The organism is Bradyrhizobium sp. 25ACV (genome assembly GCF_054863005.1).
On the sequence record NZ_JAVAYO010000010.1, the window covers coordinates 112,496 to 125,592 of the forward strand.

Annotated in this window: 16 protein-coding genes; 6 read left to right on the top strand and 10 right to left on the bottom strand. The window is 65.0% G+C overall.

Annotation, left to right across the window (positions count from 1 at the left end):
- Positions 1–4 precede the first annotated feature (4 nt).
- A complete protein-coding gene (locus RAD04_RS23330; RefSeq protein WP_028145598.1) occupies positions 5–358 on the bottom strand; it encodes a hypothetical protein in 354 nt (117 codons plus the stop codon).
- Positions 359–506: 148 nt separating this feature from the next.
- The gene (locus tag RAD04_RS23335) at positions 507–1,583 is read right to left on the bottom strand and encodes an alpha/beta fold hydrolase (RefSeq protein WP_461625637.1); all 1,077 of its coding nucleotides are present in this window, start codon (positions 1,581–1,583) and stop codon (positions 507–509) included.
- Between the two features lie 134 nt (positions 1,584–1,717).
- Here RAD04_RS23335 and RAD04_RS23340 point away from each other — a divergent pair, with 134 nt between their 5' ends.
- Together RAD04_RS23340 and RAD04_RS23345 are read left to right on the top strand one after the other, a co-directional pair.
- Positions 1,718–1,984, top strand: coding sequence for a DUF2277 domain-containing protein (locus RAD04_RS23340; protein ID WP_461625638.1), 267 nt, complete (start codon positions 1,718–1,720; stop codon positions 1,982–1,984).
- A 149-nt stretch (positions 1,985–2,133) separates the two neighbouring features.
- Entirely contained in the window at positions 2,134–2,355 is a 222-nt protein-coding gene (locus RAD04_RS23345) for a hypothetical protein (RefSeq protein WP_461625639.1), read from the top strand.
- A 147-nt stretch (positions 2,356–2,502) separates the two neighbouring features.
- Here RAD04_RS23345 and RAD04_RS23350 read toward each other — a convergent pair whose 3' ends face one another.
- From RAD04_RS23350 to RAD04_RS23360, 3 genes are all read right to left on the bottom strand, one after another.
- Entirely contained in the window at positions 2,503–3,015 is a 513-nt protein-coding gene (locus tag RAD04_RS23350) for a collagen-like protein (RefSeq protein WP_461625640.1), read from the bottom strand.
- 185 nt (positions 3,016–3,200) lie between these two features.
- Positions 3,201–3,449 carry a helix-turn-helix domain-containing protein gene (locus RAD04_RS23355; protein ID WP_461625641.1) on the bottom strand — a complete coding sequence of 83 codons (249 nt, stop codon included), beginning with the start codon at positions 3,447–3,449 and terminating at the stop codon, positions 3,201–3,203.
- Between the two features lie 285 nt (positions 3,450–3,734).
- Positions 3,735–4,502, bottom strand: a complete 768-nt coding sequence (locus tag RAD04_RS23360; protein ID WP_461625642.1) for an SDR family NAD(P)-dependent oxidoreductase — start codon at positions 4,500–4,502, stop codon at positions 3,735–3,737.
- 270 nt (positions 4,503–4,772) lie between these two features.
- Between RAD04_RS23360 and RAD04_RS23365 the strand changes: the two genes are divergently transcribed.
- Positions 4,773–6,338 carry an outer membrane protein gene (locus RAD04_RS23365; RefSeq protein WP_461625643.1) on the top strand — a complete coding sequence of 522 codons (1,566 nt, stop codon included), beginning with the start codon at positions 4,773–4,775 and terminating at the stop codon, positions 6,336–6,338.
- 155 nt (positions 6,339–6,493) lie between these two features.
- On the top strand, positions 6,494–6,991 hold the full coding sequence (locus RAD04_RS23370; protein ID WP_461625644.1) for a J domain-containing protein: 498 nt from the start codon (positions 6,494–6,496) through the stop codon (positions 6,989–6,991).
- Between the two features lie 197 nt (positions 6,992–7,188).
- On the opposite strand, the gene RAD04_RS23375 is transcribed toward RAD04_RS23370, so the two are convergent.
- The 3 genes from RAD04_RS23375 to RAD04_RS23385 form a co-directional block, all read right to left on the bottom strand.
- Positions 7,189–7,440: a hypothetical protein gene (locus RAD04_RS23375; protein WP_038947729.1), complete on the bottom strand. Its 252-nt coding sequence runs from the start codon at positions 7,438–7,440 to the stop codon at positions 7,189–7,191.
- 237 nt (positions 7,441–7,677) lie between these two features.
- Entirely contained in the window at positions 7,678–7,938 is a 261-nt protein-coding gene (locus tag RAD04_RS23380) for a hypothetical protein (RefSeq protein ID WP_461625645.1), read from the bottom strand.
- Positions 7,939–8,089: 151 nt separating this feature from the next.
- Positions 8,090–8,473: a RidA family protein gene (locus RAD04_RS23385; protein ID WP_183260661.1), complete on the bottom strand. Its 384-nt coding sequence runs from the start codon at positions 8,471–8,473 to the stop codon at positions 8,090–8,092.
- A gap of 467 nt (positions 8,474–8,940) precedes the next feature.
- On the opposite strand from RAD04_RS23385, the gene RAD04_RS23390 reads away from it, so the two are divergent.
- Positions 8,941–9,375, top strand: coding sequence for a hypothetical protein (locus tag RAD04_RS23390; RefSeq protein ID WP_461625646.1), 435 nt, complete (start codon positions 8,941–8,943; stop codon positions 9,373–9,375).
- Positions 9,376–9,497: 122 nt separating this feature from the next.
- Here RAD04_RS23390 and RAD04_RS23395 read toward each other — a convergent pair whose 3' ends face one another.
- The gene (locus RAD04_RS23395; RefSeq protein WP_461625647.1) at positions 9,498–10,193 is read right to left on the bottom strand and encodes a glutathione S-transferase family protein; all 696 of its coding nucleotides are present in this window, start codon (positions 10,191–10,193) and stop codon (positions 9,498–9,500) included.
- A 179-nt stretch (positions 10,194–10,372) separates the two neighbouring features.
- Here RAD04_RS23395 and RAD04_RS23400 point away from each other — a divergent pair, with 179 nt between their 5' ends.
- The gene (locus RAD04_RS23400) at positions 10,373–11,929 is read left to right on the top strand and encodes an outer membrane protein (protein WP_461625648.1); all 1,557 of its coding nucleotides are present in this window, start codon (positions 10,373–10,375) and stop codon (positions 11,927–11,929) included.
- Between the two features lie 152 nt (positions 11,930–12,081).
- Here the strand turns inward: RAD04_RS23400 and RAD04_RS23405 are convergent, their stop codons facing one another.
- A complete protein-coding gene (locus RAD04_RS23405) occupies positions 12,082–12,732 on the bottom strand; it encodes a glutathione S-transferase family protein (protein ID WP_461625649.1) in 651 nt (216 codons plus the stop codon).
- Between the last annotated feature and the right edge of the window lie 365 nt (positions 12,733–13,097).

Consider the following 13,097-nt stretch of genomic DNA (forward strand, 5'->3'; position numbering starts at 1 on the left):
CGTTTTATACGGCATCCGCCGGCACGAAGCAGCTGATGATGATAGCGCCGCGGTGGCGAACGTACCACACCACGGCCTGGCCGACCGGATTGCCCCGGTCGCGGATGATGGCGCGCTCGGGCACCTCCATCCATTGTCCTTCGATCGGCACCCAATAAGCACCGCTGCGCACATCGTAGTCGGTGCGATGGCCGTCCGAGACGTCGCAGCAGGGCACGCCGTTCGGCGCGATCACGCTCTTGAACCAGGCGCGGATATCGGGCGGGATGTGGTCATATTGCCCGTTGTCGAATGCGAGTGCGGCGCTGGTCAGCGCCGTCATCGCGACCAGCCAAACGCACAGTGCGAGCCTGTGCATGCGATCCCTCCTCGTCGCGTCCCGCTATTCGCGCGCGAGTCTTGCTCGCGTCGATTCCATTGGTGACGCGATTAAGCCCGAGCTGTCAGCGCATTGCATGCCCAAATAATATGCGGCTCCGAAGTGCCGCACATGATGCGCTGCAAAATCAGCGGCGCGCCGATTCGATCGTTTGTTGGGGCGTGCTCTCCAGCAATTGCCGCACCTGCTCGCTGTAGAATTTCGCATTGCCGGTGGTGCCGTGGCCGCGCGTCTCGGCGCTCGCCGGGATCAGATAGAGGCGGCCGTTTTTGACCCGCTTCATGGCCGCGTCCGTGATGCCGGTCTCGGGCGGGTTGCGCTCGTCGTCGGCGGAATTGATCAGCAGCAGGAATGCTTCGATGGCTTCCAGCTTCTCGCCGGCATTATAGTCGTGCGAGGACTCCCACTGGTAGACGAAGTCGTTGGCATCCGCCGTGATCGGCGTCGCCAGCCGGTCGTCGACGATCTTGTCGGCCTTGGCCGCGGTCGGTGCCTGCGATTGATAGGCGAGCGTGCCGCCGATGCTGGCGATGCCGTAGGCGGTGATGGCATATTTCATCATGCGCGGCAGGCTGGTGTAGTTGCCGCCATTGTAGTCGGGGTCGTTGCGGATGGTGTCGAGCATGATCCGCCGCAGCATCCAGTTGCGCGAAGCCATCTCGGTCGGTTGCGAGGCCATCGGGATCAGTGCGTCCATGGCGTTCGGATATTTCTCGCCCCACAGCCAGGTGTGCATGCCGCCCATCGAATTGCCGATGACGAGCCGCAAATGCTTGACGCCGAGGCCCTCCGTCACCAGGCGATGCTGCGCCACGACCATGTCGTCGTAATCGTATTTCGGGAAGCTCGTCTTCATCCCGTCGGAGGGCTTCGACGATTTGCCATGACCGATGCCGTCGGGAAGGATGATGTAATATTTGGAGGCGTCGAGCGGTTGCCCCGCGCCGAACAGCTCCCCGGCGAAGGCGGGTGACAGCATGCTTGCGCCGGATCCGCCGGTGCCGTGCAGCACCAGCACCGGTTGGCCCGAGGGCTCGCCGATTGTGGTGTAGTGTAGCTTCAGCTCCGTCATGGTCTCACCGGTATGGAACTTGAAGTCCCTGGCGATCCAGTCGCCCTGCTTGAGTGCCGGATAATCGGCGGCCAGGACCGGCATTGAAAAGGACAGCAGGGCAGCCGACAGCGCGGCGCAGGAAGCCTTCATGTTATGTTTCTCTCCCCATTGCGGCTCATGGTCGGCGGCCGCGTTGCGGTGGAACTTAGCAGAAGTGCACGGAAGGATGTAGGATTTCGGCTCCGCCGATCGTCTTCAAGGAAACATCCGGAAGAGGCCCCTGCATGTGCCGCAACATCAAGACGCTGTTCAACTTCGAGCCGCCGGCGACGGAGGATGAGATCCACGCCAGCGCGATCCAGTTCGTGCGAAAACTGTCCGGCTTCAACAAGCCGTCGCAGGCCAACGAGGCGGCGTTCGACCGCGCAGTAGCCGAGGTCTCCGAGGCTGCGCGAAATCTCCTGACCTCGCTGCACACCCATGCGCCGGCGCGCGACCGCGAAGTCGAGGCGGAAAGGGCCAGGGAGCGCTCGCGGCTGCGCTTCGGTTAGAGCATGATCCGGAAAAGTGCGATGACGATTCATCTAATCGCATCGCGCTTTAGAGGCGCCGGCAACGCGTTCCGTGATCTGGCTCACGGAATGGGGCGCCGCGTCCTGCAATGATGTCCGCCGGGATTTTGACAGCCCGGAGCAGGATCATGAGCCGCCCCCTTCTTCCGCTGAAAGCAGGTGCCATCGTCTTCACGCTGCTATGGACCGCGTGGATGATGTGGTGGAGCGGCTCGTTCTCGAGCGCCAGCGTGATCATCCTGGCCCTGTGCGGCGCGGCGGTCGGCTATCTCTGGTATCGCACCATGCGCTGGCAGTTCGAGCGCATGGGCATGCTGCCGCGCAAGGATGACGCTTCCGGCGCGTCTTGATGTAGCTCGTGTCCCGGACGCGGTGCGGCGCGAAGTGCCGCTCCGCAGGGTCGGGACCCAGACATCGTCGGCGCAGGTCTCGCGATATGAGCCCCGGCTCAGCAGCGCATCACTGCGTGCTGCGCTGGGTCCGGGGCACCGGCATCGCTAATCCCGGTACTTCTTCTTTTTCTTCTTCTTCCTGTGCTCGTCGCCTTCGCCGTCTTCGCTCTCGTCGTCGACGATGGCCTCATCGGGCTCCTGCACGGCGGCCTCGAGCGCTTCGCGCTCGGCGGCGTCGCGCTCGCGTTGGCGGCGGCGCTCGTCCCAGGCGTCAAACAGTTGCTCGAGCCACGGCAGCACCTGTTCGATCGAGGGCAGTTGACCGGCAGGCCCAGCCTCGCCGCGCGGGCCTTGCGGCCCCGCCGGCCCCTGCGGTCCGGCAGGCCCCTGCGCACCGGCGGTCCCACGCGGGCCGACCTCGCCCTGCTTGCCTTGCGGACCGGCCTTGCCCTGAGGTCCCGCCTTTCCGATCGGCCCCGGCTTGCCTTGCGGACCCGGCTTGCCGCGCGCGCCGTCGGGACCGCGCCGGCCGGGATGACCCTGCGGTCCCGGCCGTCCCGGCTCGCCCTGCCGTCCGCGCGGCCCTAGAGATCCCTGCCGTTTCTGTTCGTCTGCCACGCCGCTGCTCCCTTGACCGGAAGCAAGCTACTTAGCGGCGTTTGACGACAGCAGCAATTCCGCCGGAACAGCTCACCACGCTTGATCAACATCAATCGGCCGCACGCGGCGCTGACAGCCTCGGTCGTGATGATCGCGCTTGCGGTCATCATCGGCGGATTGATTCAGCGGCGCGTCCTCGGACGCTAATCCTGATAGGCGGGCACCTCGATGCCGGACGCCGCGTAGATCCTGATCTTGTTGCGCAGCGTACGCACCGACAGGCCGAGCACGCGCGATGCGCGGGTGCGGTTGCCGTCGCAGCGCGCCAGCGTCTGGAGCACGAGCTCGCGCTCGACCTCGTCGACGGTGGCGCCGATCAGAAGCGGAACGATCTGGTTAGGGGCAAGGAATTGCGCGCCCGACTCGGACGCAGCGACATGAACAGTGGTCATCAACACACCTCCCGATCAACGCCCGCTGCCATCTTTGGAAGCGGATCGAGAACCAACGACCCCCAAGCCGTAGATGTACGGTGGGCGGGTTTGGTTAATGAAAGGTTAATCGCGGACGAACGCACCAATTGACCCCAGGAATGCCGCTAAGCCGCCGCGATTGGCGCCAGATGCATCGTGATGCGGGACTATCTCTTCCACACAGCGGTGTCATCGTCCGGTCCAGTGGCGCAATTGCCTACAAGGCGGACGATGATCCCGTGCACGGGGATAGTGAGTCGCGCCTCACACCGTCCGGTAGCCGCCGTCCACCATCACGATCGTTCCCGTGACATAGGCCGACAGATCCGACGCGAGGAAGATCGCGGGCCCGACGATATCCTCGGGCTTGCCGGTGCGCGCCAGCGGGGTGTGGTCGACGAAGGCCTGCACCAGCGCCGGATTGGTCGCGCGCACATTGGCGTTGATGTTGGTCTCGATGAAGCCCGGCCCGATCGCGTTGACGCGCACACCTTCCTTGCCAAGCTCGACCGCGAGCGCCTTGGTGAAGCCGAGCACGCCGTGTTTCGAGGTCGTGTAGGCCGCCGAGCTCGGCGTGCGCAGATGCACGAAGGACTGGATCGAGCCGATATTGACGATGCGGCCTTTGCTCGCGCGCAAGGGTGCGAGGAAGGCCTGCGTCATGTTGAAGACGCCGTTGAGGTTGAGCGAGATGATGTCGTTCCAGTCCTTCGCCACCGTCTCGGTCTCCGCGGTGAAGGCGTTGCGGCGGGTGATGCCGGCATTGTTGACGAGGATCGAGACCTGCCCGACCTGGTCGGCGATCTGCTTGGCGAGCGCAAAACAGTCCTCGCGCCGGGTCACGTCGAGCGCAAAACTCTCGGCCTTGCCGCCCGCTTTGCGGATCTCCTGGGCGGCCTCCGCGACGGTGTCGGCGTTGACGTCGAGCAGCATCACTTGCGCGCCCTCGCGGGCGTAGCCGGCGGCGATGGCGCGGCCGATGCCGGAACCGGCGCCCGTGACGGCGGCGATGTGGTTCTGGAGAAGGGGCATAGGGTTTCCTCGGCTGCTTGTTTTTGAGTGTTGGCCAGGAGTCTATTTGAAAACCGACACGACGGAAACGTCGCGCGGCGCTCGCCGCTCATGCAATCGCGGCGCTCTGCCTGCCGTATGTGGCAAAGTTGCCACGGCATGAGCAGGAAGCTCGCCGGTTCGTTTTTGTCCAATCCGCGGTCGCTTGCATCCAAGAAGTCTGGAGCCGTTGGCTTCACATCTTCTCGAACAAGTGGGGCAGCGGCGATTCCGCCGACGGAGATTGGGCGCGTGAAGAAAGTGACATGCGGAAGCGCGGCGCTGATGGCGTTCGCGGTGGTGGGGCCTGCCTTGGCGGCGGATATGGGCGCCACGCCCGCCTACAAGATCCCGCCGGCGGCCGCGTCGCCCTGGAGCGGATTCTATGCTGGTGTCGGGCTCGGATCCCGTGCCTCGCGCACCGACGCCGTGACCACATCGGAGACGGTTGCCGGCCTCCCGCAAAATCTGGCGGACGGGCGGCCGACCGGCGCGTCCCTCGACGGACTGGGCTTCCGCACCAGTGCCTTTGCCGGATTCAACTGGCAATTCGCGCCGCAATGGGTTGCGGGCGTCGAAGGCGATGTCGGCTTCGCCGACCAATCCACCAAGCGCCCGTCGCTGGCTTTCTCGCCCGGCTTCGCCGGCTTTGCCCGGCCGGACGACAACCTGACCGTAAAGACCGATTGGGACATCGGCCTGCGTGCCCGTCTCGGGTTCCTGCTGACACCCGCGACGCTGGCCTACGCGACCGGTGGCATCGCCTGGCAGCACGCCGAGATCAGTTCGGCCTGCGTCAGCGGCGCTTGTGACTTCTTTTTTCTTTCGCCCGCCGTGATCTCCGCTTCGCGTATCCAGGCCGGCTGGACCATCGGCGGCGGCCTCGAGACCGCGCTCGGCGGCAACTGGTTTGCACGCGCCGAATATCGTTACGCCGATTTCGGCGCAACATCGTTCACCATTGCCCGAGGCGGCTCTACTGCTTCGCCCCTCAATCCGACGTCGGACATTTCCGATCTGAAGATGCAGACTCACAACGCCTCGTTCGGCGTGGCCTACAAGTTTGGCGATCCGATCGCGGCACGGGCGCAGGCCGGGTCGATCGCCAAGGCCGTGCCGATCGCTGTGTCATGGACCGGCCCCTATCTCGGTCTCGGTCTCGGTGCCCGCGCGCTGCAGGCGAACGCGGCGGCAAGATCGGAATTGTTTGGCGGTGCACCGGTCTCGGTCGCGGAGCATGTCGTGCCGTTCAACGGCACTGCGTTCCGCGCCAGCCCCTATGTTGGCATCAACTGGCAATTCGCCTCCCGTTGGGTCGCCGGTGTCGAGGGCGACGCCGGCTTTGCCGACCTGACCACCACGCTTGCCGGATTTCCGGTGTCGCCCGCCTTCGGCACTTTCCACGAGGCCGCAGATTCACTCGTGCTGAAGACGACGTGGGATGCGAGCCTGCGCGCGCGTGTCGGCTTCCTGGTGACGCCGGCGACGCTTCTGTTCCTGAGCGGCGGCGCGGCGTGGCAGCATGACGAGGTAATCTCGACCTGTGGGAGCGCACCCTGCCGGCGCACGTTCAACCTCTCGCCGTCCGTGATAGCGACCTCCGCAACCAAGGTCGGCTGGACAATTGGCGGCGGCCTGGAGACGGCGCTCGGCCATCACTGGCTGGCGCGCGCCGAATACCGCTTCGCCGATTTCGGCACGTCGACCCAAACGATTAGCCGAACGTCGACCTTCGCGCGGCAGAACACCGTCGACACTTTCGACGTCGCGCTACGCAGCCACGTTGCGACGTTCGGCCTCGCGTATCAATTCAACTGACCGGCGCCGGGTCCGGCCACGCATCTGCGCTTGGCCTGGTTTGTGACATTTTCCTCCCGATTTCGTTTCGAAGTTTCACGAAACGCTAACTCGAAATTAAGGGGTCGGAAACCGCAGCCTTGGCATACTGATCTTCATTGCTAAACGTTGCGCGCATGATGGAACGGCTCGACTCTCGACACGACTCCTGGAAACTCGCCCTCGAACGCCTGCGGTCGGCGCATTCGGCCGATTGGGCCGAGGCGGGCCGGCTCGTGGCCGAGATCGCGCGGATGAGCGTCGATGCCACGCTGCGCCAGGCCGCCGAGCAGGCGCTTCCGGTGCTGCGCCAGGCGGTCGACAATGACGATCACGGCGTCACGCTGGCGGCCCAGCGCCGCATCGGCGTCGTTCTCGAAGTCGTTCATGATCTGACCGCGCCGCGCTTCGGCCGTCGCAACGCCACGCCGAAACAGCTGTCCAGCGAGGATCGCGCCCGCAAGATGCTCGGCCTGCCGCTCGCGGTGCAGCTCACCTGCGAGGACATCAACCAGGCCTATCGCCGCGCCGCCAAGGGCATGCATCCCGACCACGGCGGCAGCACGCAAGCCTTCATCGACCTCGCCGCCGCGCGCGACGTCCTGATCCATCCCGGCGCGCACAAGGACGCGTGAGAGGTCCTGCCTCTGCTTGCGCAGGTCTCGTAGGGTGGGCAAAGGCGCATCGCGCCGTGCCCACCATTTGCCCGTCGTTGAAAGGCGTGGGCACGGCGCGCGAAGTGCGCGCCTTTGCCCACCCTACGGCATCTCGGAAATAGAAAGCGGGCAAGAACGCATGGTCCTTGCCCGCTCTTCGTCCGCCGATCGAAATCTTACCAGGTGCACTGACCATTCTTCAGCGCGGCATCCTTCACCGCGAGGGCGTCGATGAAGGTCGGCACGGTTGCGCTGGCGCGATGATAGCCGGCCGGCCACGGCGTGGTCGGGATGCTCTCGTCCCAGATCTGGCACAGGCCGGTGTCCTGCCAGCGGATCAGGTGATAGCTGGCTTCCGCAGGGCTCGCCGCGACGAAGGCGGTGACGGCAAGACCGGCGGCAGCGCACAGCACGGAAATACGACGCATGATCAGCTCCTCAAATGAATGATGTGATGTGCCTCCCGGCAATGACGGGGAAGGCTGGTGCGGGACGTCTTGGGGATGCGCCCCGGACAAGATGTGAGTAGTTCCGCAGGCCGGCCAGGTTCAAAGCGCGCGGGCGGGACATGGCCGATTTCGGCCGGAAAACGCGCGGGTCCCGCAAAAAGAAGAAGGCGGATCGCTCGCGCGACCCGCCCTCCAAATCCGGTCCGTTGCAAAAGCTCAGAGCATGCAGCGGCGCTCGGCGCGCATCTTGATCTGGACGTCGGAAGCAGCAGCGAAGGTCGGGAGCGGCTTGCTGACGACCTTGTAGGTCGACACGCCCCACTGGAACGGCTTGTACTTCAGGTCCTCGTTCCAGACCTGGCAGATGCCGGTGTTGTCCCAGCGGATCACGTAATAGCCGACCGCCGCCAAGGCCGGCACGGCAAAGACGGAGGTGGCGATGCCGGCAACGGCACAGAGGGCGAGAACGCGACGCATGAAATATCTCCTTGTGGGGAAGTAGGACGCAAAAATTCGTGCGGTAAAAGCAGGTCCTTTGCAAGCCGGGGAGCTGCCGTTCACGGACATGTCAGCTGTTCCCCAAGCATTTGGTTCGGCCGCGTGCCCGGCAAGCCACACGCTCAGTGGCTCACTTCGCCAGCGAGGCCACCGCCTCGATCTCGATCAGCATCCTCGGGTCGGGCAGGGCCTGCACCACGCAAGTGGTGCGGGCCGGATAGGGCGGCGGGCCGAAGGCGCCGGCATAGAGCGCGTTCATGGCGGCGACGTCGGAGGCGCGGGTCAAGAGCACGTTGACCTTGACGAGGTCGCGGACACCGGCGCCGGCCTCGTCCAGCACGCGCTTGATGTTGACGACGACATTGGCGAACTGCGCCTCGAAACCGTCGGGTAGCGCACCATTGGCATCGAAGCCCGGAATGCCCGAGACGAACAGGAGATCACCGACGCGCGTGGCAAAGGACAGCGGCGGCGCCTTCACATGCGGCGGGGGCGCGAAATGCTGGATCGGCATGGCATCACCTCGAATGTAGGAACGGGCGCGTAGCCCGCATGAGCGTAGCGACATGCGGGAGACTTGCAATTGGGTTGCGGAGACGGGCAAGAACAAAAACGAGAAAACAACCCCATGCACAGTAGAGATCATTTGGAGATCATTGAGTTTTTTTGTAATTCGGTAAAGGCGAAACAGTCAAGTTGCTCCGTCGGGCAAAACAAGGGCAGAATGGGATGATGGCGATGCGCGACCTTGTGCCCGAACCTCCGCCGTCATGCCCCGGCATTGACCGCGCGGCCTCTCGGCTCAATCACCGCCGCCTCTGGAATACTGGATCGCCCGGTTGAACCGGGCGATGACGGTTGAGTACGACGCTGCACCTTGCGTCTCAGGGCAGCCCCATCATTTTGCCGCCGCGATCGATCGGGTAGATTCGCTGCGTCTGATTCGATTCCCCCCTTGAAAAATAGCCCCCGGAGACCTCCATGAAGATCGCATCCACCTTCCGCGCCGCGCTGGTCGCCATTGCCGCCCTGGCCGGGCTGTCGACCGCGGCGCGGGCCGACGGCGGTTTCGTGACGCTGACGATCTACAAGGCGGGCTGGATCATCGGCGGCTCCGGCGGTTCGGGCGTGCTCAACTTCCGCGGCCGCTCCTATGGGCTCTCCACCGGCGGGCTCGACTACGGTCTCGTTTTCGGCGGTTCCAAGACGGTGCTGCGCGGCCGCGTCTCCAACATCAACCGTCCCTCCGATGTTGCCGGCGTCTACGGCGCCGCCGGTGCCGGCCTTGCCGTCGGCCGCGGCGCCCGCGCCATCGTGCTCACCAACCAGAAGGGCGCCGTGCTGGAGCTGACGGGCACGCAGGTCGGGTTGATGGCGAATGCGGATCTCAGCGGCCTCGCGATCACGATGCGGTAGGGACGGTTCCGTAGGGTGGGTTAGCCTCTTGGCGTAACCCACCACGTCTGTCACCGCGGAAAGAGAAGAGGTGGGTTACGCGCATCGGCCCGCGCATCGCGCAGCCGCTGCGCTAACCTACCCTACGATGTCCCGACCATCGCATGAATCCGCTCGCAATGCGCGACGAGATTATTCTGCGCGTCGACGAACGCCTTCAGCGGCGTCGGGATCGGAAAATAATAGATGTTGGCGATGAAGCCGTAGATGCCGGCATCGATGCTCGTTGGCGCCGCGCCGTGCACGAAGCCCGCGGCCGGCACGATCTCGGCCAGCACCTGCAAATCGGCGAGCCCGCGCGCGTAAGCCTGATCGGGCCTGTAGCGGCCGATGCCCTGGTAATGATAGCGCTGCGCATTATACGCCTTCGCCTTCTCGAACCCTTCCGCATTGATCTGCGGATGCTGCGCAATGAAGCCGTCGCGGAACGCCGGATAGAAGCGCTCGTCCTTCCAGCGCGAATACGACATCACCCAATAGAGATCGTCCAGCATGCGCGTGACGAGGAGATTGGTGCGGCGCTGCTCCGGTGAGAGTCCGGCATCGATGGTGAGACGATATTTCGCGATCGCATGCGCGATGATGGTCTCGCTGTCGCCGATGCTCTCGCCGTCGTCGACGACGTAAGGCAGCTGCCCGCGCGGTGCGGCCGAGGCATCGAAGATGTGCTCGTGCACGAACTCCAGGCCTGCGAGCTTGAAGAAGGCGTAGACTTTCAGACCGTAGCCATTGTTGTCGGCGACGCCGAACAGTTGCGGGTAGGAATAGAGGGTCAGCATGGGCGGCTCCCTTCCACCCGGAGTCGTATCGCCGCAGTGACAGGCTTGCAACAGTCCGGCGCCTTGTGGGCGGTGTCGTTCGATCGGAGGACGCGAAATATCGCCCGTTCGCAGTATGGATTCGGCCTGAAATGATTGCGCCAGGGCCCGCCATGCGATGTTCATCGACCCGCCGAAACATGCCGGCATTGTCTTGCGGCGGTGCGCTTCTGGTCGGGCTCGCCTTCGCAGCACCGGCACGGGCTGCGGACCTCGCGGCAAAGCCGTTCACCAAGGCGCCGCCGGTCGCGGTCTCGTCGTGGACCGGCTTCTATGCCGGCCTCGGCCTCGGCTTCCGATCGACCGCCGCCGACCTCACCACCACATCGGTGCTGGAGGACGGCGTTCCCCGTGACATCAGCGATGCCGTCGTCAGTCAGCCGTTCGACGGCCCGGGTCTTCGCGTCAATCCCTATGCCGGCTTCAATTCGCAGGTGGCACCGAGCTGGGTCGTCGGCGTCGAAGGCGATGTCGGTTTTTGTCGCCAGACCACCATCCTCCAGGGGTTTCGCGCCTCGCCGCGGGCCGGCTCGTCCACCTTCCTCGTCGACAGCCTCGCGCTCGAGGCCGGCTGGGATGCGAGCCTGCGCGGCCGCGCCGGCTATCTGCTGACGCCGGCGACACTGGTCTATGTGACGGGCGGACTTGCCTGGCAGCAGTTCCACGTCACCTCGGTCTGTGTCGGCGCCACCTGCAACAATGCGCTGCCCGCCGTGGTCTCGAACTCCGCCATCAAGACGGGGTGGACGCTCGGCGGCGGCCTCGAGACCGCGCTATGGGACAACTGGCTGCTGCGCGCCGATTATCGCTACGCCGATTTCGGAACCACGCCGTTCGCCCTCGCGCGCACCAGAAGCGGCGCGGGGCCCACGCTGACGGTCGACAATTTCGATACCAGGCTGCGGACCCACACGGCGAGCGTCGGCCTCGCCTACAAGTTCGGTGCTCCCGTCACCGGCGCCGGTTCGCATCCGCTGCAGGCGCAGGCCGCCATGCTGCCGTCCTGGACGGGTGCGTATCTCGGCCTTGGCCTCGGTGCGCGCGCCACGCGCACCGACCTGACCGCGACGTCGGAGACGATCGGCGGCTCTGCGTTCGACCTCGCCAAGCGCGCCAACAACCGCCCGATGGACAACACCGCGTTTCGCGCCAGCCCCTATGCGGGCTATCTCTGGCAGCTCGCCCCGCAATGGACCGCCGGCGTCGAGGGCGACGTCGGCTTCGCCGACCGCACCACCATGCGCGAAGGTTTTACCAGCATCCATCTCGCCGACTCCCAGGCGCCGGGCGAGAGCCTTTCGATCCGCAGCCGCTGGGACGCATCCTTGCGCGCGCGCGCCGGCTATCTCGTCAACCCCCACACCATGCTCTATGCCACAGCCGGCGCGGCGTGGCAGAACTTCGAATTGACCTCGACCTGCACCAGCCGCAATTGCAGCGGCTTCTTCGCGCTGTCGTCGCCGATCATCAATTCGTCGACCACGAAGATGGGCTGGACGCTCGGCGGCGGCCTGGAGACGGTGCTGTGGGGCAATTGGCTCGCGCGCGCCGAATACCGCTATGTCGACTACGGCAGCACCGGTTTCACCGTCGCACGGTCGAGCGGCCGACCCGAGTTCGACCCGTCCGTCAACACCTACGACGTCGCGATGCGAACGCATCTGGCGACGTTCGCCATGACGTATCGGTTTCAGTGAGGCGGCGGGACGCGATCGTAGGGTGGGTTAGCCGAGCGGCTGCGCGAAGCGCGGCCCGCGCGGCGTAACCCACCTCTTCTGTGTCCGCCGATATAGACAGAGGTGGATTACGCCGAGGGACTGCGCTTCGCGCAGCCCGGGCTAAATCCACCCTACGGCTGTGATACAGCCCTAAACACCGCAAGCTGCGCATCGAACGCTCGCTGGAACGCCGGCCGCGCTTCACCGCGCGCGACATAGGCGGCGATCTCAGGATATTCGTCGAGCAGGCCAGATGTGTTCAGCCGCCGCAGCACCGTCACCATCATGAGATCGCCGGCGCTGAAGGCGCCGTCGAGCCATTCGGCATCCCTGATGTGGCGGGACAATTCGCCGAGCCTGACGCGGACGTGATCCTGCAAGCCGGGCAGCCGCTCCGCGTACCAGCTCTTGTCGCGCTCGAACAGCATGGCCATGGTGAGCTCGACGATCGGCGGCTCCACCGTGCTCAGCGCGGCGAACATCCACGCGATCGCGCGGACGCGCGCATTGGCGTCCTTCGGCAGCAAGCCATCGTGGCGCTCGGCGATATGCAGCACGATCGCACCCGACTCGAACAGAGTGAGATCGCCATCCTCATAGGTCGGGATCTGCCCGAACGGATGCCGCGCGCGATGCGCCGGCTCCTTCATTTCTTTGAACGAGACGAGGCGAACGTCGTAGGGGTGCCCGACCTCCTCGAACGCCCAGCGAACCCGCATGTCGCGCGCCTGTCCCCGGCCGCGGTCGGGGGAGTTTTCGAAGGCGGTGAGGGTGGGGGGCATCTGGAGCTCCGGGTGATTGGCTTGCAGAGGACGAACGACGAGGGCGGATTCCGACAAAGATCTGATCTCGTCGCGCATGCGGCCAAACCAACGGTGTCGTCCCTGCGAAAGCAGGGACCCATACCGCGTGATCTATCGGTGGGTTGTTCTCAGTACCGAACCGCCGAGTCTCCGCCAAACTACTCCCTGGGGTTATGGGTCCCCGCGTTCGCGGGGACGACAGCGGAATGTGACGCGCTATTGTTGACCGATCTACACAGCAAACCACATCGTCGGTCTCGTAGGGTGGGCAAAGGCGCGCTCTTCGCGCGCCGTGCCCACGTCCTGCTCGACCGACGGAAAGATCGTGGGCACGGCGCTGACGC

Coding starts and splice junctions, on each gene's coding strand:
- RAD04_RS23330 (WP_028145598.1), bottom strand. CDS start 358: ATGCACAGGCTCGCACTGTGCGTTTGGCTGGTCGCGATGACGGCGCTG.
- RAD04_RS23335 (WP_461625637.1), bottom strand. CDS start 1,583: ATGAAGGCTTCCTGCGCCGCGCTGTCGGCTGCCCTGCTGTCCTTTTCA.
- RAD04_RS23340 (WP_461625638.1), top strand. CDS start 1,718: ATGTGCCGCAACATCAAGACGCTGTTCAACTTCGAGCCGCCGGCGACG.
- RAD04_RS23345 (WP_461625639.1), top strand. CDS start 2,134: ATGAGCCGCCCCCTTCTTCCGCTGAAAGCAGGTGCCATCGTCTTCACG.
- RAD04_RS23355 (WP_461625641.1), bottom strand. CDS start 3,449: ATGACCACTGTTCATGTCGCTGCGTCCGAGTCGGGCGCGCAATTCCTT.
- RAD04_RS23360 (WP_461625642.1), bottom strand. CDS start 4,502: ATGCCCCTTCTCCAGAACCACATCGCCGCCGTCACGGGCGCCGGTTCC.
- RAD04_RS23370 (WP_461625644.1), top strand. CDS start 6,494: ATGATGGAACGGCTCGACTCTCGACACGACTCCTGGAAACTCGCCCTC.
- RAD04_RS23375 (WP_038947729.1), bottom strand. CDS start 7,440: ATGCGTCGTATTTCCGTGCTGTGCGCTGCCGCCGGTCTTGCCGTCACC.
- RAD04_RS23380 (WP_461625645.1), bottom strand. CDS start 7,938: ATGCGTCGCGTTCTCGCCCTCTGTGCCGTTGCCGGCATCGCCACCTCC.
- RAD04_RS23385 (WP_183260661.1), bottom strand. CDS start 8,473: ATGCCGATCCAGCATTTCGCGCCCCCGCCGCATGTGAAGGCGCCGCCG.
- RAD04_RS23390 (WP_461625646.1), top strand. CDS start 8,941: ATGAAGATCGCATCCACCTTCCGCGCCGCGCTGGTCGCCATTGCCGCC.
- RAD04_RS23395 (WP_461625647.1), bottom strand. CDS start 10,193: ATGCTGACCCTCTATTCCTACCCGCAACTGTTCGGCGTCGCCGACAAC.
- RAD04_RS23400 (WP_461625648.1), top strand. CDS start 10,373: ATGCCGGCATTGTCTTGCGGCGGTGCGCTTCTGGTCGGGCTCGCCTTC.
- RAD04_RS23405 (WP_461625649.1), bottom strand. CDS start 12,732: ATGCCCCCCACCCTCACCGCCTTCGAAAACTCCCCCGACCGCGGCCGG.